This is a genomic window from Treponema denticola (assembly GCF_024181405.1).
GTDB lineage: Bacteria > Spirochaetota > Spirochaetia > Treponematales > Treponemataceae > Treponema_B > Treponema_B denticola_D.
In genome coordinates this window covers 608,941-627,914 of record NZ_CP051302.1, presented here as the reverse complement: position 1 = coordinate 627,914, position 18,974 = coordinate 608,941, and the positions used below count along the sequence as shown (strand labels likewise).

General features: G+C 37.0%; 18 protein-coding genes. 5 read left to right on the top strand and 13 right to left on the bottom strand.

Going from position 1 to position 18,974, the window contains the following annotated elements:
- Positions 1-181: 181 nt before the first annotated feature.
- Both HGJ18_RS02885 and HGJ18_RS02880 read left to right on the top strand, forming a co-directional pair.
- The gene (locus HGJ18_RS02885) at positions 182-1,606 is read left to right on the top strand and encodes an alanine/glycine:cation symporter family protein (RefSeq protein ID WP_253697583.1); all 1,425 of its coding nucleotides are present in this window, start codon (positions 182-184) and stop codon (positions 1,604-1,606) included.
- A gap of 62 nt (positions 1,607-1,668) precedes the next feature.
- On the top strand, positions 1,669-2,064 hold the full coding sequence (locus HGJ18_RS02880) for a GrdX family protein (protein WP_253697582.1): 396 nt from the start codon (positions 1,669-1,671) through the stop codon (positions 2,062-2,064).
- A 47-nt stretch (positions 2,065-2,111) separates the two neighbouring features.
- Here the strand turns inward: HGJ18_RS02880 and HGJ18_RS02875 are convergent, their stop codons facing one another.
- The gene (locus tag HGJ18_RS02875) at positions 2,112-2,924 is read right to left on the bottom strand and encodes a hypothetical protein (RefSeq protein ID WP_253697581.1); all 813 of its coding nucleotides are present in this window, start codon (positions 2,922-2,924) and stop codon (positions 2,112-2,114) included.
- A 50-nt stretch (positions 2,925-2,974) separates the two neighbouring features.
- Between HGJ18_RS02875 and HGJ18_RS02870 the strand changes: the two genes are divergently transcribed.
- Together HGJ18_RS02870 and HGJ18_RS02865 are read left to right on the top strand one after the other, a co-directional pair.
- The gene (locus HGJ18_RS02870; protein WP_253697580.1) at positions 2,975-4,153 is read left to right on the top strand and encodes an HD-GYP domain-containing protein; all 1,179 of its coding nucleotides are present in this window, start codon (positions 2,975-2,977) and stop codon (positions 4,151-4,153) included.
- Between the two features lie 44 nt (positions 4,154-4,197).
- On the top strand, positions 4,198-4,878 hold the full coding sequence (locus tag HGJ18_RS02865) for a hypothetical protein (RefSeq protein WP_253697579.1): 681 nt from the start codon (positions 4,198-4,200) through the stop codon (positions 4,876-4,878).
- A gap of 3 nt (positions 4,879-4,881) precedes the next feature.
- Here HGJ18_RS02865 and HGJ18_RS02860 read toward each other — a convergent pair whose 3' ends face one another.
- The 7 genes from HGJ18_RS02860 to HGJ18_RS02830 are packed head-to-tail and all read right to left on the bottom strand — an operon-like array spanning position 4,882 to position 11,209.
- Positions 4,882-5,394, bottom strand: coding sequence for a Smr/MutS family protein (locus HGJ18_RS02860; RefSeq protein ID WP_253697578.1), 513 nt, complete (start codon positions 5,392-5,394; stop codon positions 4,882-4,884).
- A gap of 17 nt (positions 5,395-5,411) precedes the next feature.
- Entirely contained in the window at positions 5,412-6,842 is a 1,431-nt protein-coding gene (locus HGJ18_RS02855) for an SH3 domain-containing protein (RefSeq protein WP_253697577.1), read from the bottom strand.
- Positions 6,791-7,405, bottom strand: a complete 615-nt coding sequence (locus tag HGJ18_RS02850; protein WP_253697576.1) for a tetratricopeptide repeat protein — start codon at positions 7,403-7,405, stop codon at positions 6,791-6,793. Before HGJ18_RS02850 ends, HGJ18_RS02855 begins: the two co-directional genes overlap by 52 nt.
- On the bottom strand, positions 7,389-8,357 hold the full coding sequence (locus HGJ18_RS02845) for a vWA domain-containing protein (RefSeq protein ID WP_253697575.1): 969 nt from the start codon (positions 8,355-8,357) through the stop codon (positions 7,389-7,391). Before HGJ18_RS02845 ends, HGJ18_RS02850 begins: the two co-directional genes overlap by 17 nt.
- Positions 8,354-9,352 carry a VWA domain-containing protein gene (locus HGJ18_RS02840; RefSeq protein WP_253697574.1) on the bottom strand — a complete coding sequence of 333 codons (999 nt, stop codon included), beginning with the start codon at positions 9,350-9,352 and terminating at the stop codon, positions 8,354-8,356. Before HGJ18_RS02840 ends, HGJ18_RS02845 begins: the two co-directional genes overlap by 4 nt.
- Positions 9,345-10,280, bottom strand: a complete 936-nt coding sequence (locus tag HGJ18_RS02835; RefSeq protein WP_253697573.1) for a hypothetical protein — start codon at positions 10,278-10,280, stop codon at positions 9,345-9,347. The genes HGJ18_RS02840 and HGJ18_RS02835 overlap by 8 nt, the downstream gene beginning before the upstream one ends.
- Positions 10,265-11,209 carry a DUF58 domain-containing protein gene (locus tag HGJ18_RS02830; protein WP_253697572.1) on the bottom strand — a complete coding sequence of 315 codons (945 nt, stop codon included), beginning with the start codon at positions 11,207-11,209 and terminating at the stop codon, positions 10,265-10,267. Before HGJ18_RS02830 ends, HGJ18_RS02835 begins: the two co-directional genes overlap by 16 nt.
- Before the next feature lie 139 nt (positions 11,210-11,348).
- Between HGJ18_RS02830 and HGJ18_RS02825 the strand changes: the two genes are divergently transcribed.
- On the top strand, positions 11,349-12,338 hold the full coding sequence (locus HGJ18_RS02825; RefSeq protein WP_253697571.1) for a tetratricopeptide repeat protein: 990 nt from the start codon (positions 11,349-11,351) through the stop codon (positions 12,336-12,338).
- Positions 12,339-12,393: 55 nt separating this feature from the next.
- Here HGJ18_RS02825 and HGJ18_RS02820 read toward each other — a convergent pair whose 3' ends face one another.
- From HGJ18_RS02820 to HGJ18_RS02800, 5 genes are read right to left on the bottom strand one after another with little or no spacing between them, the layout of a single operon-like run.
- Positions 12,394-14,370 carry a tetratricopeptide repeat protein gene (locus HGJ18_RS02820; protein WP_253697570.1) on the bottom strand — a complete coding sequence of 659 codons (1,977 nt, stop codon included), beginning with the start codon at positions 14,368-14,370 and terminating at the stop codon, positions 12,394-12,396.
- A gap of 11 nt (positions 14,371-14,381) precedes the next feature.
- Positions 14,382-15,158, bottom strand: coding sequence for a hemolysin family protein (locus tag HGJ18_RS02815; RefSeq protein ID WP_002668519.1), 777 nt, complete (start codon positions 15,156-15,158; stop codon positions 14,382-14,384).
- Between the two features lie 2 nt (positions 15,159-15,160).
- The gene (ybeY, locus tag HGJ18_RS02810; RefSeq protein ID WP_002677742.1) at positions 15,161-15,628 is read right to left on the bottom strand and encodes an rRNA maturation RNase YbeY; all 468 of its coding nucleotides are present in this window, start codon (positions 15,626-15,628) and stop codon (positions 15,161-15,163) included.
- Positions 15,621-17,924 (bottom strand): HD family phosphohydrolase, encoded by a 2,304-nt coding sequence (locus tag HGJ18_RS02805; protein ID WP_253697569.1) that lies wholly within the window; start codon positions 17,922-17,924, stop codon positions 15,621-15,623. Before HGJ18_RS02805 ends, ybeY begins: the two co-directional genes overlap by 8 nt.
- On the bottom strand, positions 17,911-18,852 hold the full coding sequence (locus tag HGJ18_RS02800) for a PhoH family protein (RefSeq protein WP_253697568.1): 942 nt from the start codon (positions 18,850-18,852) through the stop codon (positions 17,911-17,913). Before HGJ18_RS02800 ends, HGJ18_RS02805 begins: the two co-directional genes overlap by 14 nt.
- Positions 18,853-18,974: the final 122 nt, after the last annotated feature.

Genomic DNA, 18,974 nt, shown 5'->3' with positions numbered 1-18,974 from the left:
TACAAAAATAACGTTCAAAGTCAAGCTCTTTTATACAAAAAAGTGAACATGCTATAAAAGTATTTTATTTTATTTTTGTATATCAATATCTTGACAAGTTGTAATTTTGATTGTATAGTTAAAGGCGCTTGTTTTTAACAAGTCTATATCGCTATATGCGTAAAAGGAGTTTAATCGCACTATGGAACAATTTTTACAAAATCTTACAAGCCTGTTTTCTTCGGCTAACGGATTTATTTGGGGTGTTTACTTCCTCATTCCGCTTCTATGCGGTACCGGTTTGTTCTTTACAATCCGGTTAGGAGGAGTACAGTTTACAAAATTCGGAGCAGGTTGGAAACGTCTTTTCGGTAACTTTTCATTAAGCGGAAAAGAAGCCGGAAAGCACGGTATGAGCTCTTTCCAAGCTGTTGCTACAGCTATTGCAGCACAGGTAGGAACCGGAAACCTTGTAGGTGCCATGACAGCCCTCATCATGGGCGGTCCCGGAGCTATCTTCTGGATGTGGCTTGCTGCCCTTGCAGGTATGGCAACCAACTTTGCGGAAGCCTCTATCGCTCAAATTTACAAGACAAAGGATGATTCGGGACAAACAGTAGGAGGTCCTGCATACTACATTTCTGCAGGTCTAAAAAATAAGGTAGGAGAAGGCTTTGCAAAATTCCTTGCAGGTTTCTTTGCCATAGCCATCATTCTAGCTCTCGGCTTTATGGGTAACATGGTTCAGGCTAACTCGATTTCGGATGCCTTCCAAAATGCTTTCCAGATTCCGACATGGATTACCGGTGCAGTTCTTGCACTAATCGCAGGTGTTATCTTCATGGGAGGAGTTAAGCGAATTGCCTCGGTTACGGAAAAAGTAGTTCCCATTATGGCTATCGTTTACATTGTGGTCGGTCTTATAGTCATTATCATCAATGCAGCTCAGATCCCCGAAATGTTTGCCATGATCTTTAAGGGAGCATTTAATCCCAAGGCTGTTTGGGGCGGAGCTCTTGGTTTCGGAATGGGAAGAGCCGTACGATACGGTGTTGCCCGAGGCCTTTTCTCGAATGAAGCAGGTATGGGTTCTACGCCTCATGCCCACGCTGTTGCCGATGTAAAACACCCCGTAGAACAGGGTGTTCTCGGTATCGTTGCAGTATTTATCGATACATTCATCGTTTTAAACATCACTGTATTTACAGTTTTAAGCTCAGGCGTTGTAAAATTTGAAGGAAGTGAGCCCACAATGAAAGGAATTAAGCTCGTTCAAGAGGCTTTCGCACAGCACTTGTTCGGATCCACATTCGGCTATCTTTTCATTGCCATCTGTCTTTTCTTCTTTGCCTTCTCGACCATCATCGGTTGGTACTACTTCGGAGAAACAAACATCAGATACTTGTTCGGAACAAAGGGACTTATTCCCTATCAGCTTCTGGTAGTTATCTTCATCTTTGTAGGAAGCTTGCTTAAGATTGACTTGGTTTGGGAATTGACCGACTTCTTTAACGGAATCATGGTTATACCGAACCTTATAGCCTTGCTATTCTTAAGCGGAACCGTTGCTAAAGTCTTAAGAGACTATAACAAGGGCCTCCCCTACGACGCAAGTCAGTACAAATAAGCACTAAAAAAGGGCAGCTTAAGCTGCCCTTTATATTTACTTTTATTTCCAAAACACAAGATATGCAAAAAGATTCACAAACTAATCAAAGACTTATTATTACAAATAACCCTAAAGTTAAGGCCTTCTATGAAGAAGATAGAACGGGCTTAAAAAAACGCTATGCCCTTAAATTTTTGGATTCCCGAGATGAAGTTTTTAAGACGGTAAGGGATTTAATACATTCCAACTGGAAGCTCTTAAACCATGCCATGGCAGGAAATATTCCGCTTCATAAGCACCCTTATAGAAGCATGGCCTTGGAACAGCAGGAAAATCTTGATACAAATTCTCTTATTCTTTGGGAATCGGCAATGGAAAGGGTAAAAAGAGGCAAAACGCCACCCTACCCTGATGATGTCTTGGAAGATTTCCAAGAATTGGACTATAACTTGTTTTCGGGTTCGGTAAAATTTTAAAAAATCTTCCGACATTCATTTTATAGTACGAAAACAATTTGGTGAATTTAGAAGAAGAGCCAAGAAGTGACATCGTCTATTATTTTTGTTAAAATCATTACATGTATTTCTTGTTTTTCGGACTCCGTATAAGCCTTCCATGACTCATAAGTATAGTTTTTATTTATTCTTGAGCGCAAGAGAAGGGCTTTTGCTTTTATTTCCTCTTCAGTCAACTGTGAATAGGTTTGTAAAACGTTAACAACAAAATATGTACTGAGACACTTAATCAGGGGATTTTTTGCCGAATCCGATACCTTAGTGAATAAAGCGGCACTTTTTTCATAATTTTTCATCATTTGAAGGGAAAGAGCCGAATAAAACACAATCCATTCACTTGCTGTTGTTTTTAAAACAGGTAAAGACGAACTAAATTCAAAAACATCTTGATAATCTCCCGAAATCATCTTAGCTGCTGCAAATTTGGGCCCCAGCTTTGATATATATTTTGGTTTATTATCCGTTAAAAAATCACAAAATTTATTCATGGAAGTAAAATCGCCTAAAAGAAGGAGAGATTCCGCTAAAAGAAGCGAATTTTTATAGGTAATCCGCTTTTTTGTATAGATTCTTTTCTCCAGTAAGGAGGCCAAAGAAGACCAATCTTCGGATTCAATATATTTGATCAAAAGTCTATTTTTTAAGAACATTATATTTACAAACAAAATAAGAATTAAAAATACAGGTCCAAAAAACCAGTTAGTCTTCCAAAATTCCCGCATAAAAGAACCGTCAGCATAAAATAGGGGGAGGAAAAAAACGGTAAACAATAATAAAATTAAGACGATATTAAATATAACAAATAGTACTTTTAATTTCATATAAAATCCTTTATAATGATATATATATTGTATCACAGGAGAGAAAATAAGTGAATACCTACAATGCAGAACATATAAAAGATTTATCTTTTTTTAATAAAAATGTTTATTTGGATAAAAAATTTTTGCTCTTAATCCCGGAAACACCTCTTACTGCCGAGCTAAAGGCTATTTTAAACGAGTGGGATTTTTCTCTCCTTTATTCTGACGGAGAACCTTCAAGTTTTATGAGTGTAAGGACCGATACAGCCTCAGGCAAGGATGTTCTGGACTCAAGCAAGGAAAACGAAATAATTTCCGACAAACTCAAAAAACAAAAGGAAATTATGGAAGAAACGGAAAATAAATTCTGGGATTTTTTAAGATTTACGGATAAAATTTTTACCGATTATACTATGAAAAAGATTTTGGATCCTCGTTTAGTTTTTGATAAAATAAAAGAATTATGCGATTTTGTAAAAAGCGATAAAAAAAATATCCTTCTAATAGAAATGCAGAAATACAGCTCTCCGACAAATTATCTTGTCATGCATTCTTTGCGGTCTTCAATTTTTGCCATAATTATAGGACTTCAGCTTAAAATGCCTCCTCATAGGCTCATAGAGCTTGGAGCTGCCTGTCTTTTACACGAAATAGGAATGTTCAGGCTTCCGCCTCAATACTATATGTATGACGCCCCCTTGAGCGAAGAAGGAAAAAAGGCCTTATTTACACATCCTGTCCTGTCCTACAATATTTTAAAAACCTCTTCTTTTTCTTTACCCATATGTTTGGGGGCTCTTGAGCATCACGAAAGAGAAAACGGGCTTGGATATCCGAGAGGCCTTACAAAAGAAAAAATTTCAATGTACGGCAAAATAATAGCCGTTGCATGTTCTTATGAGGCGGTTACAGCTCCGCGCCCTTACAAGGAAGCTCAAGATGCCTCATCGGGTATTGTGGAGATGATAAAGAATACTAACGGACAATATGATGAAACCATTTTAAAAGCCCTGCTTTATTCTCTATCCTTTTATCCAGTCGGAATGTATGTTCATCTTTCTAACGGAAAAATAGCAAAGGTAATAGATGTCAATCCTGATGACCCCAGATTTCCTATTGTACAAATCTACGGAAAAACAACTCCTACCGGAGATCCGGTTATTGTACAAACAAAATCAAATAACGTAACCATAAAAAGACAATTATCCAAAGAAGAGCTAAAAAATATCGACAGAAATACTGTATAAAAAAGTAAATTTAGTTTATAATCATGAAAATAAGAGGTAAGTAAATGAAAAAAAATAAGATTTTGTATTCCATATTTTTGGTATTTATTGCGGTATTTAGCCTTTGGGGAAATGAAGGATCGAAACTTTTAGAAGACTATAAAACCGTTCTTATGCGAATCAGGTATTCAAAAACTTCAGGCTTTTGTCATGACGGTAAAACAGAAATCAGGGAAGAAAAGGTAAAGGGTTCCGAAAATTCTTTTTTTACCGAACAGAAAAATATTTATTTAAAGGTAAAAAACATAAAAGAAAACAAGGTATATTATACAAGATGCTTTGAACTACAAGAAGATAACGGGAAATTAGCAGCTGCTGCAAATTATCAAATAGAACCGGCCGTCAAAATAACGGGTCATTGGAATTTTTTCAAAATAGGGAAAAAATTAAATATAACGGTATGCAGCGGTGAAAAATGTAAAAATATCGAGATGACTCTTTATGAAATAAATGAAACACCTAAAAATATAAAAGACGGCATATTTTTTGAATTCGATGAATCCGAAAAAAAGGAAGCATTGAATTTTAGTATAAGTCTTAACGCAAAGCCGATGCCTATCATAGATATTAAAGAGGAAGAAGCAAAAATGAATGAAATATTGAGGAAAATGGAAAAATATTTTACGGCAGCTCAAATTAAAGAAAAAAAAGACGCTTTTTATAAAGCTTTGGCATCTTTAAAATAATTTCTATTTTAATATAACCCAAGTGGAACCGGTGCCGCCGTCTGCATTTTTAGGATGACCGCACTCGCCTGCCCTTTTATGTTTTTCAAGATAGGAACGGACAAAGGGAGCCAAGACGGCACCTCCGCCGGAGTGGTTTCCCTTACCGTGAATAATTAAAATTTTTTTTAAGCCGTGGCGTATGGAATTTTCAAAAAAAACATTTAAAGCGGCTTCGGCTTCATCGCATGTCATCCCATGTAAGTCGATCTCATCTTCGCAGTGCATCTCTCTTAATGTCTTACGCTGCCTTGCATAATCGACTGAGGTAAACTCTTCTTGAGCATCCTTATCTTCAACGCCGTAACGCCTTAACCACATTTCCATGGGATTTATCTTTTTCGAATTATCTTCTTTTATAATCGTTTTATGGTTCTTTTTATTTAAATGCTCGTCTTTTTTTATCTGCTTTTTTCCGTAAGGTTTTCCCGTTATTTTATCCCACTCGTCCAAAATGTCTCCAAAATTTTTACTCATGTAAACCTCCCATCTTCCTAATCCGTTATAATAAAGCCGTTCTTTTTTTGCCAGCCGCCGGTACCGTCTTTTTTTTCTATAAAAAACCATTCGGAAGTTTTTTGTTTTATGATAACGGTTTCACCAATTTCCAGAGAACTTACAATGGTTCCGCTTGTTTCGGGTATATGATAAAGTAAATACGGCTCATCATAGTTTAGCGGCCTATAAACAGCTCTTTCATATTGCCGCGAATATAAAAAGATAAGGACAGAAATCAAACCAAGGCTTAAAATTAAAAAAAGCTTAAATACGATATTCTTCTTTTTATACAAGAAAAAATAGCTTGATAGCAGCAATAAAATAAAAAATAAAAACCATAATATTTTTTTTAGGATTGCAGATCTGACGGCAAAGCTTTCTTTTAAATTAAGTTCTTTTTCATATTCAAGTCTTTGATTTTTTATTTTTCCCGGAAAAAAACTGCCGGCTTCCTTTGTACGCAGCTCTGCAATAAGTAAAGCCCTTTCTTTTTTTTCTTCAAAATTTTCTTTATGATTTTTCAGCTTAGTTTGACCAAGTTCGTTTTTCTTAGTGTTTAAGGCAGGGCCTAAAGTTTCATAAGCTTTTTTTTCGTCGTCGCTTATTTCTTCTTGTTTAAGGCTTCCCTTTATTACATTTACCCTTTGCTCTCTAACATAAATTTTGCGGGAATCTTTTGATTCGGAGGCTATACTTATTTGCGCCACCGGAAGACCTATATCGCCGGCTTTAAGAGGCGTCCAAAAAAAATAAGAAACCGCCTTCCAACCTGTTTCATCAATAATTGTACGCTCTATTTTTGACGTATCGGATTCTTTAATTCTGACGGCAGCTTCGAAAATGGAATCTTCAGGAGCCTGACAGTTTATATCCAAACCGGAAGTCCTGCCCTCAGTTTGAAAATAATCATAAAAAAAGCCCATTAAAACGATGAGATATTTTTTTCCCTGTATAATTTTTTTAACCGGAGAATACGAAACAGCATCCAATATTTTCCATTTAAACATTGTATCCTTTGATAAGGCCGGAGGTTCCACCTGAATAGAAAACTTTTTAAGTTTAGTCTGATGCTTTCCCAAAGACAAGTAAGGAATAAGTTCAAAGTTTCCTATTTTTTTTAGCTTATACCTATTTGTGATTAAAATACCGCCGTACAATGAATTTATACTTGAATCCAAAAATTCAAGAACCGAATTCTCATCCAAAATAATCAGTTTAGGTTCATCCGATGACCTAGAAGAATATTCATCCAATTTTATTTTTATTTCAAAAACGGAATCTATAAATAGTGGGCCTGAAGAAAAAGATAGTTCCGGATCCTTCTCTATTCCGGCATAGATAAGTCCCGGATGAAGAGAAAAAAGAAAAAAAAGAATCAATAATCGAATGCCCGAGGCTGCTTGTTTTCTTGCTCTTTCTTTTGCCATTGTTCTTTCTCCTTTTGCCGTATTAAATTTAAAATCGTCTTTTCCAATAAATCGGCTTCTTTATTTTCAATAACGGCAGCTCTTTTAGAATTAGGAAGTTTTTCCTTTTGTTTTTTTTGATAACGCATACTAAGCTCGAAATTAATCTTAGCATCAACACTATCCGGTTTAAGTTCCAGAGATTTTTTAAAAAGCCTTACAGCCTTTTCATATTCATGATTTTTAAATGCTATTATTCCTTTTTGATAATAAATATAGGAATCCAAATTTTTATCCGTATTTTCATTTATCTTTTCAAAACGGGAAAGAGCCGAAGCATCTTCATTTTGCATAAGGTAGATGGAGCCGATTGCAAAATCCGAATAGTCTTTTATTTTTACATCTTCAACCTCTTCACTCAGGTCTATCGATTTAAAAAAGTTTGATGCAGCCTTATTCCAATCATTTTGTTTCCATGCAATATATCCCGAAAGAAAATTAAGCCTAGCCCTATCAACTTTACTACAAGAGGATATCAAGAAAATAAGGATACTTATACAGATTATTTTATTTATTTTTACCATAAAAGGATACTCCGCCTAAACATAAAAAAATAAAAGCAAGTAAAAGCATTTCAAAATTTCTTTTTACAGGCTCCTGTATATAAACCATTTTTTCAACTCCCTCTACACCGGCGTCTATTATTTTTAAAATAGTTTCTATAGACCCGGAACTTAAAGCCGAGATATACGTACTTTCACCTCCGGCTATACTTGCAGCCTTTTGTAAAAAGGCTTCTTCCAATCTTGCATCCTTTAATTGGGTATTTCCCTTTTCATCAAGGACTTTTATTTTAGTTTCTTCAAGAGTACCGAAGCCCACAATAATTAGGATTGCATCCGTCTTTTTTATTTTTTCTGCAGCATGTAAAAAAGAACCTGAGGTTTCCCCGCCGTCCGTGCATAAAACTATTATTTTTGAGTTTCCCCTGTTTTCTCCAAAAAAATCCAATGCCCGTAAAACGCCCGCTTCAAGGTTCGTGCCTGTAGAAGAAAGAATTAAGGGAGATAAGGCATTTATTGCAGAGGATAGGGCATTTTTTTCAAAGCTTAAGGGTACCGATAAAACACCCTCTCCCTTTGTAATTACAAGACCCACTGCAGGCTCGGCTGAGGTTTTATGCATCTTTTCGAGCAAGATTTTTAAAAACTGTCTTTGTACGGCAATACGGCTGGGCTGAATATCTTGAAGGCTCATACTTTTTGAAATATCGGAAACAAACATAACCGATACTCCCCTTCTCCTGACTGAAACGGGTTTGGAACCCCAAAGAGGACAGGCCAAGCCCAAAATCAAAAAAATCCATGCAGCAGAAAAAAACAAGGCTCTTATTTTAGCTTTTTTGATTATCTTTTTTGTATTTTCCAAGCCTGAATAAGCTTTTTTTATCTTTTTTAAGTTTATATAAAAAATAAACCAAACAGGAAGTAAAAACAGGATAAAAAACAGGTATACCGAATTTTCAAAACTTATCATAGATATACCCTCATAAAAATTCGGCGTAAAAGCCACACAAGCACAAAGGAAAAAATTGAAGCCGACAAAAAGTACACATATAAATTTTCTTCGATAATCCGGGTAAAATTAGACTGCGCTGCAGGGACCTGCTTGGATATTGTGTTAAATATATTTTCAAGTATTTCGGGTGAAGATGCAGAGGCATATTTTCCGTTTCCGTATTGAGCGATTTTTTTTAACTCAACCTCATCGAACTTGGAAAAAATAGATCCCGAGTAGGTTTTCCCCGTTTTTCGATCTGTGTACTCCAAGGTAGTATATCCCGAACTTCCTATCCCTATAACATAAAACCCGATGTTTTTATTTACTAAAACTTCTGCCGCAGTTTTCGGGTTTATTTCGCCCGTATTATTTTCACCATCTGTAAGTAAAACAATGTAAGAAGAATTCAGCTTAGTCCTTGTCATATAGGCTGAAGAAACTGCAAGCCCCATACCGATTGCAGTTCCATCTCCTAATTCTCCTATACTCAAAGAATCGAGGCGGGATAAAAATACCTTATGATCGATCGTAGGAGGAAGAATGAGAGCTGCAGAACTCGAAAGAGCTGTCAGGCCGAAAGAATCCCCGGGATACTTTGCAACAAATTTTCTTATAATTTTTTTTGCGGCTGCGATCCTCGTTTCTCCGTTCATATCCTTTGCCGCCATAGAAGGGCTTATGTCCAATAAAAACATAATGGAACTTCCGGCATCGGTATAAACCTGTTTGTTTTTAAAAATAACAGGTTCCGATAGGGCTATTATTAAAAAAATAATACCGCAATACCAAAAAAAATAGCATAAGAAATTTCCAAATTCCATAAGTTTATTTTTTTTTGGAAAAAAGCCCTTCCAATTAACCAAATTTAATTTTAACTCGGGAATTGCAACAAGGCCGCTTTTTTTTAATATAAGAAACAAGAAAAAAAACAAAATCAATAAAAGCATAAGGGGATGGTTAAAACTAATCATTTGTATCCGCCTTGTATTTTAATTTTTCTTTTTGAGCGGCATTTACGATTTTTTGAATTTCGGATTCTGCTATTTTCATAAGTTTAAGTGTTTGATTTAAAAAATAAATACTTTCCATTTCAAAGTTTATTTCTTTTAGATCCGCAGCCCCAAAACGGAGAGCTTGAAGTTTAAAAAAGATTTTTTCAAATTCAAAGTAAACTCCGTAGGTGCTTTCAAACTTCCGTTTAAGGTTTTCCAATATTTCCGAATATGTAAGACAGTCGCCCTCACCCGATTTTAAAACCTTTTCCGATGAAGTCAAGCTGAAGCAATACCTTCTAAAGGCAAACTCAAATTTTTTTAACCAATCCTTTCTTTTTGTAATTCCTTCAAGGCTGTCGGAAGAAGAAACGGAAGACACTTGCCGCTTTAACTTTCTCAAAGATTTATTTAAGGCTTTAATTCTTATTCTTTGAGCCCTCGAAAAAGAATAAACAAAAAAATGTTTTTTTACCGCAGAAAAAAACATTATGGAAGTAAAAATAAGTACACCGCTTATGGAGGCTATAAGATAAAGCAAATAACTCGTACCCGGAAGTAAAAGAGGAGGACGCGGAGGCTGTATGACCTCAACCTTTGCCGTTTCCAATATTGAAGAAATAAAAACTTGAGGCATTGAATCGTAAATACCGGCCTCAGCCAATGAAGGGAAAAATACGGATCCTGTTTCCCATGGAGTAAAATTTATGGATATGTATTCTTTTGTTTTCTGTTTTTTAATTTGAATGGAAGTTATATCCATCATAGTATTTTGTTTTATTTTATCAATCTTAAAATAGCCGGACATTAAAATGGAAGGATCAAAAGATTGCAAAGCATCTATGGGGAATAAAAATTCTGCGGAGTCTCCTACAAAAACCTGTTGAGGAATTAAAATGCCTTCCATCCATCCGCTCCAAACTTGGCCAAATTATCTTTTAAAACACGTTGATTGTTTTGTTTCGATAAAAAAAATTCTCCCAATACCTTTACGGTATCCTCATTTACATCGAGCAAAACAGGATTAGCAAGGGAATGCTTACAGGTATTCTCCCATCTTGATATTTCTTCAGTAAAATTCTTTTTATATTCCATCTGAAAGGTCTTAGAGTCCGTAGGCAAGAGCATTTTAAAATCGGTTTCCGGGTCTTTAAATCTTATAGCTCCGGCTTCCGGCAAAAAATAATCCATAGATCCGCTTATCTTAAGGCAAACAACATCATGTTTTGCCGCCAAGAGCCCAAGCTCCTTTTCATAGCCCTCAACCTTAAAATCAGAAATGATTATTACCAATGACCTCGAACGCAAAATCTTGGAAGCGGCAGTCATCGAAGATGCAAGGCGGGTTCCCTTTACGGGTTTTCGATTTTTGCAAAAGGCAAAATCTTCCATAGATTTTAATATGGTCAAAATATTCTCTTCTCCCGTTCTAGGAAGAAACAAGGGGCCTTTTTCTCCATCAAAAAAAAGGGCTCCGACCGGGGAAAACATATGCCTCCCAGCAAAGGCTAAGAGGGCTGCCGTTTCGACAGCTTTTTCCTTAGGGCTGATTTTATCGAGCCCAGGCTCCATCGAAAGCGAAAAATCCACACAGATAAAAATGCTTAGATCCCTTTCTTCACGGTACATCTTAACATAGGTCTTACCGCTCCGTGCCGTAAGGTTCCAATCGATAGAGCGCACATCATCTCCCGTTTCATACTCCCGCACCGAATCGAATTCTATCCCCTGCCCGCGAAAAGCCGAACTGAAGCCGCCTGAGCGTAAGCCTTCGGAAATAGAAAGAGAAGAGATTTTAAGCTGTTTTGCTCTTTCTGCGATAAAACCTGTTTTCATAAGTTTATATTTTAGTATTAAAACGAGTTTTATTCAAGATAGGTAAAACGGATAGATAAAACGGCATGATGATTACAAAATTGATTTCCGTGCCATCGGGCTCTTGATTTTTTTAAAAAAAAGGCCGAAAATATAAGATATGAAGAAAGGATTTATTATATTTTTATTTGTTGTATCTTTTTGCTTTGCAGAACAAGCCGCTTTTACCGATGAAAGTCTTATCGGCGAAAATGAACTATCACAAGTTTTGCCGGAGGTAAAGCCCGATAAAACAGGTTCGGAAAAGATAGAATTCGCGGAAAATCCTCAAGATCTGCAAAAAAATGAGGACTTTGCCTTTCTCTCATTTTCGATTCTCACAAGAGAAAGGTCTGTAATGATCAGCTGGAAAGCAAAACCTGAGGGAAGAAATCTAATTCTTTACAGGTCAACAACGGGCTTTTCATCAATAAGCTCTCTTGCCGAAGCCGTCCCTATTGCAAATATAACCGATGACGGACTTCCCTTTTTTGACTACCCGATTCCCGGGATTCCCTATTATTATGCCATTGCCGAAGAAAACGAAATCGCTTCAGGCAAAATTCAATTTATAAACGGAATAAATACAATCAACAGCCCCGTCGAAGTCTTCGGTTCTTCTGAAGAACAAGAGAAAAAAAACATTGCGCTGCAAAACCGCCCTATTCCTTTGCCTTTTTTAAACCCTGCAAAGCAAATAAAAAAAAGAACCGAGTTTTTTTCTTCTCAAACCGAAACCCTTATAAACGCTCTTACGGCGGAAAAAAGGGATTTCAGAGAATTTATTATTTCTTCGCAAAGACTGGAGCCCTATGTCTTTCCTGATGACAAAAGAACTCCTGACGGCGGTGAGGGCATGGAATTACAACGAATTCTAAACGATTATTTTTATACAAAAAACTGGCAAAAATGTAATGTTGAACTGAACAATTTTTTAAGAATACGCAGGACCTCCAGAGTTTCCGCGAGAACGCATTTTTATATAGGACAGACCCTTTTTTTCCAAAACCTCTATGACAAGGCCCTATTGGAATTTTTAGCTGCCCAAGACCTGTATCCGTCTCAGGCAAAAGAATGGGCGCATTATTGTCTTTTAGAATTAGCTAATTGAATTAGTTCAGTTCTTCGCTGGCGAATTGAATTAATTCTTCGCCGGCAAATTTTTGCTAGCGAATTTTCCTAAGAAGTAAAAGCAATAAAGAATTTTTTTGATAGGAATTCGTATAATCTTCCTCAGCTTTTTCTTTTGTATTTTCGCTAACAAGAATTACCGAATCGCCGGCATTCATTCTATCATAGTAACCGTTTCTCTTTAAAATTCCCTCAGACAAATTCTCCTCCGACTTTGAAGGTTCAAAATAACCTAAGAGATCGGATGGATCAAAGACTATGCCCAGGCCTTCTTTTTCGATAACCAAGCGGTCCTTGCGTATAACGGCAATTTTTAAATCCGTAAAATCCGAATCATGTTTTCCTATGTCGATAACGGCCTCATTTTGATAGCGGTTTATAAGCTTACCTACTATGGGCATTGCTTCATTAAGCATTGAAGAAAGCCGCCTTATGCCGTTCGAAAAACGGTCATTGCCTGAACGGTAAACGGTAAATGTTTTTGCCGGAGAACCGGTCCGCGAAACATAAAGTTCTAATATGATTTGAATATCCCTTCTGTTCTCTTTAAGTTTTATAATGCCGAAATAGTCCTCATTTGCCGTGCGAGATTTTTTCGAAGCCTCCCTGTAAGTTACAGATTTATCCGAATAAGAAGTTATTTTGATTCCGGGATTATAAGAAAAAATATCCGAGGTAAGAATTTGAGTTATACGCTCGGCTTCAGGATGTAAAACATTTGAGCTTTCCATGGCATAAAATAAACCTATGGATATGTGGGCCTTATCCAGATAAAGGGGGTCTATACGCCATTTTGATTGAATGGAACTTAAAAGATGTTTTTCATAAGCTTCAACTGCATCATTTACCTTTGTATTGCTCTTTACTATGGACTGAATAAAAAGCATTTGTTCCAAATATCTTTCGGGGTAACCGAGGCGGAGCAAAATACCGGCATAGGCCTCTCTGCTTTCAACATCATAAGGATATATCTTCAAGGTTCGCCTGTACTCATAGAGGGCTTGCTCAGTCATATTTCGGCGGAAAAATCCGAGAGCTTTTTGTGCGTGGTATTTTGAAAGCTCCATACGGAAGGAGTCTTCAAAATTCAAATTTTCTATGGCAAGCTCTTCTAAAAGGCAGCGCATTATTTCATCATCGGCATCCAAGGAAAGTCCAACCTTAGCGGCATTTATGGCCTCACCGTATCTTGCAAGCTGCCTTAAACTCAAAGTTTTTAGGTACCAAGCATCTGCCCTGTCTCTTTTTTTTGAAATCCTCATATCGGAAATCTTTATAACTTCTTCGTAACGCTTTTGTGCATATAAGACTGAAGCAAGCAGGGCATAGGCCTCATCATAATCTTCTTTTAATTTAAGAGCCGAATAAATACGTCCTTCGGCCTCTTCAAGTTTTCCGTCAAGAGAATGTAAATAGGCTGCAAAATAATGAACCTGAGGATTATCGCCATGGTATTTTAAGGCTCTGTTTATATAATCTTCGGCCTGTTTAACATTTCCGGCCTCATAGCTTACGAGAGCTAAGGAAAGAAGGGCCTTCCTGTTTTCCCCCTGACGCTGAAGGTTTTGCTTATACATCTCGGAAGCAAGATAGAGCTTTCCTTGGGAAACCTCTATTTCAGCCAAGCCGAAATGGGCTTCGGGATTGTTGGGATATTTTTTTAAAACCCCATTAAAAAGGGTCTTTGCCGCATCTATCTTTCCAAGACCTACCAAAATAAAACCGTGGAGGTTTTGCAAATCGGGATCATCTTTTTTATATTTTCGGGCTGACTCTACAAAGGATAAGGCTTGGTCATATTCGTCGAGAGCATAAAAACATTCGGCTAAGCCCTGATATACCAAATTATAGGAGGGGTTTTCCTTTAAAGCGGATTGGTACATTTCAATAGCCCCGTACCAATCTTCATTAGCCTGATATTCGGCACCTTTTTGATACAAGTCTGCAGGGTTGCAGAATAAAGAGGCTGAAAATAAAGCAATAAACATAAATCCGAAAAAAGGCTTTTTCATACATTCCCTCCCTAATTTTGCATAGAATTCTTGTTGTGGACAATTTTAACGGTCTTAACCTTATGTCCGTCCATATCCTGAACAATAAAGTCAAAATCATTCCAAGCCGTTTTTTCATATTTGGCAGGTATTTTTCCGAAAAGATCGAACACAAAACCGCCCAATGTTTCAAACTCGTCTACAGGTAAGTCATCGCTTTTAATGGTTTCGGCAAGGTCGTCCAGATCAACGCGGGCATCGCAAAGCCAGACCCCCGGGGCGATTTCGGTAATATCCTCACCCTCATTGTCAAATTCATCCTGTATATCGCCTACAATCTCTTCTATGATGTCTTCCATACATACAATACCTGAAACACCGCCGTATTCATCAACAGCAACGGCAATATGAACATGGCGTCTTTTAAATTCGGCTAAAAGAGCGTCAATTCTTTTTGATTCGGGAACAAAAAATGCTCGGCGCACTATCTTATCAAGCTCAATTTTTTGATTCTTTGTCAAAAGTTTTATTATATCCTTAACATAAAGAATACCTATAACATTATCGATTGACTCATCATATACGGGAAAACGGGAGTGACCGCTTTCCGATATTCTGTCTAAAATTTCATCGCTAGGCGTATCAAGGGCTAAAAAATCAACATCTATACGCGGAATCATAACCTCTTTTACAGCCGTATCGGATAAGTCGACAACGCCGCGGATCATATCCCTTTTTTCCTCGTTTAATCCTTCTTTTAGAATATTGTTTACATTACCCTTCTTTTTAAATAAGTCTATTATACCCATAACTATACCCGATAAATTTCCATATTTTTATATTGCATAAGCAATTCTTCTTGAAATTTAAGCATTTCTTGTTCCGGCGAATTATCCGAATGATCCATTCCGTTCAAATGCAAAATACCGTGCACAATCAGTCTTTTTAGCTCTTCATTTATGTCTACATTAAATTCTTCGGCATTAAAGCGGAGACTGTCAAGGCTTATAACTATGTCACCGGCCATAAACCTTGTTTCACCGGCCTCGTCAAAATATTCGTCACCCTGTTCAAAAGAAAGGACATCTGTCGGCGAATCGATATCCCTGTATTGTTTATTAAGGTTTTGAATAAAAGCATCATCACAAAACAACAAGGAGATATCCCAATTTTTCAAGTTTAAATCTTTTAGGACTTCAGATATAAAATTTTCAACTCTTACGGGGTCTATAGACCCCGGAGGTTCATCATTAAATGACACACTAATTGAATTAGACATTATGATTTTCCTTTTGAGGCTGTACCTGAGAAGTTTCAATCTCTAGTTTTTGACCGTTTTTATTCTGCGGCTTTGTGCCCTCATCATCATCAACATTCTTTTGATTCGGATATTCTATTCTGGAATGATAGTAACCGGCTAGGATTTTTACAAAGGCAGCCTTGATTATTCTGACTTCGCGGAAAGTAAGCTCAGAGTTATCAAGCTGACCTGACTTTATCTTTCCGGAAACAAGTTCATCAATAAATTTTTCCAAACGGGGAACCGAGGGTTTTTCCAAGGTACGGCATGCAGCCTCAACTATATCGGCCAGCATAACAACAGCAGATTCTTTTGAGCGCGGAGGTATTCCGGGATAACAAAAATCTTCGATATCTACATTGGGATCAAGTTCTTTTGCCTTTGCATAAAAATAGGATATACAGCTGTTTCCGTGATGCTCGGAGATTATATCTATGACGGGCTGAGGAAGCCGTAATTGCTTTGCTTTTTCTATACCGATTTTTACATGACTTCTTATTACCGTAGCCGAAAGGCGGGGATTTATATCCATGTGCTTATTATAATTTGTCTGATTTTCTACAAAGTATTCGCCCTGCTCCATCTTTCCTATATCGTGATAATAAGCTCCTACACGGGCCAAAATCGAATTTGCTCCTATCTCACGGCATGCACTTTCGGCCAAGGAAGCAACCATCATCGAATGATTATAAGTTCCCGCAACCGTTATAAGCATTTTTTTCATAATTGGAGAATTAAGGTCGGACAGTTCCATCAGTCTAAAACTTGTAGGAACATTCATCAAGGTTTCTAAAATAGGCAAAAAGCCTAAAACCAAAATACCGCTTATAAAACCGCTCCCTGCAGTGCCCAATAAAAGCACGGATTTATCGCTTGCAGAGTCCGGAAAAATAGCAAACATACAGAGTAAAATTACCGGCTGCACCAAGATTAAACCTAAAGAAGTTTTAATCAGATCCATCCTTTGGCCCTTAATATTTACCATACCGGCTCCGGCAAGACCTGAAAGGATGGCAAACAGAGCAGGCTGAATTTTAAAACCGGTTGCACCGAAAACAGCAAGAGAAAAAACAAAAACGGCAAATACCGAAATTTTTCTTGAAATTAAAGCCGCAATCAGCATGGTCAAAAAAGTAACCGGCAATATGGGAACAATATCAAGAGGGTATGCAAATATCGAAAGCCTTGAAAGAAAAAGAATTAAAATATAGATCAAATCAAAAGAGATTAAAATAAGCAGATTGAATTTAAAATCCAAACTTTCCCCGATAATTTTTTTAGAAAACAAAAATAGGCTGATTATAACAGATAAGGTTAAAAAAATTAGAGCAGCAGCAATCTGGCTAAAATCTATATATCTTCCGTCCCCTGCGTAGGCTTTTAAACGTGTATAGGCATCTTCAGATATTATAAATCCTCTCTTTATAATCTTTTGATTTTTTTCTATATTTATTTTTACAGGAGTTACCTTTTTTAAGGCCTCATCGACTCTTTTTTCGGTTTCTTCGGTATCAAATAAAATATTAGGCTGGGCAAATGGAAGCACAATACTCAACACATAAGATTCAAGTTTTGATTTTTTTACACCGGAAAGGAAAGTTTTAATCCTATCTCTCACATTATAAAATAAAACAAGGTTCGCAAGAAATACATTTGTAGACGACAGCTTTTGGTCTTGGCTTGTCCTCAGACTTATTTCGGCATCATTTAATTCTCCAAGGCCTGTAAGAGGCATCTCTATTATGCCGATATCGAAAAGCTGTTTTAACATGTTGAGCGAAACAGAGGTAATCTCATAAAAATCAACAGCCTTATATATGCTTTCCAAATCATTTTCTGAAAGAAGAACGGGATATTTTTCCATAACCATAAATTTAAAAGCCGTAAAACTCTTTGCCGAATCTTTTAGACCTATTATATAACTCGCAAATTCGGAGTACTCTCTTATCATTTTTTCCGAAACCGAGTCATCCTTATAAAAAACAGCCCTGACGGAATGTTTAGCTGCAACTCTTCTTATTTCTGTAGCTTTTTCATCAATCACCTCAATATTGCGGTTTGATATTACATCCCTATCGGAAACCATTCCGACTTCAAAATCGGAAATAGTCAATTTGGAAAATCCCGAATTTTCATAAGCATTGAGATAAATCATTACAGCCAAAACCAAAAAGCTTACCGCAACCGCTGTAACAAAGGCCTTATTTCTTTTAAATATCACACTGAGAAAAGATATTTTTTGTTTAAATTTACTTTCTTTTTTATTCTTTATCATAGGCTTTAATTATTTTTTGAACGAGAGAATGACGTACAACATCTTCCGGAGAAAACCGGACTATACCGATCCCTCGAATTTTCGATAAAAGATTTGCAGCATGTACCAAACCGGAATTTTTTGACGATGAAATATCGGATTGTGAAGGGTCGCCTGTTATAATGAGCTTGGAACCCTCTCCCATTCTCGTCAAAAACATCTTCATTTGCTCTTTGGTAGTATTTTGAGCTTCGTCCAAAATTACAACGGCGTTATGCAGGGTTCTGCCCCTCATATAGGCCAAGGGAGCCACCTCAACCATATTGGACTCCTCCATTTGGCGTATAAGCTCAAAAGGCATTAAGATCTCTATAGAATCATAAAGAGGTCTCAAGTAGGGAGTAATTTTTTGAACAAGGTCTCCCGGTAAAAAACCTAAACTCTCGCCGGCCTCTACAACAGGTCTTGTAAAAACAATCTTACGCATTTGGCGCGACATAAGCATTTGAAGGGCACATGCAACAGCCAGATAGGTTTTTCCCGTACCGGCAGCACCAAGTCCGAAACTTATATCGTTATTACGGATAGAATTGATGAATTCAAGCTGATGAGGATTTTTGGGGTATACGGAACGTGTGCCCCTCGGTATATGAATACATCCTGAGGAAAGGTCCTGCTTATCGGAAACGTTTATTGTAGATATAAGAGATTCGATATATTCCGATGAATTTTCGGACTTGATTTCCGATGAATTTACTGCCTTATCAACCACATGCTGAAATTTCTTGCAAACCTCATCATCGGCACTTAAAACACTTACCTCATTACCGCGGCAAACGACAGGAACTCCAAGATATTGCTCAAGAAAGCCCAAATTTCTGTCATTGGTACCGCAAAGAGCGGAAAGCACTTGTTCATCTTTTAACACTATTGTATATGCGTCTTCCAAATATAAACCTCTAGTAGTCTATTTTAAATGGAAAAAAGCAGTTCAGTCAAGGCCTTTAGGCCTTATTTAATACTTTTTCTTTCAATATTAGGTATAAACTACATAAAATTAGGTATAAAATA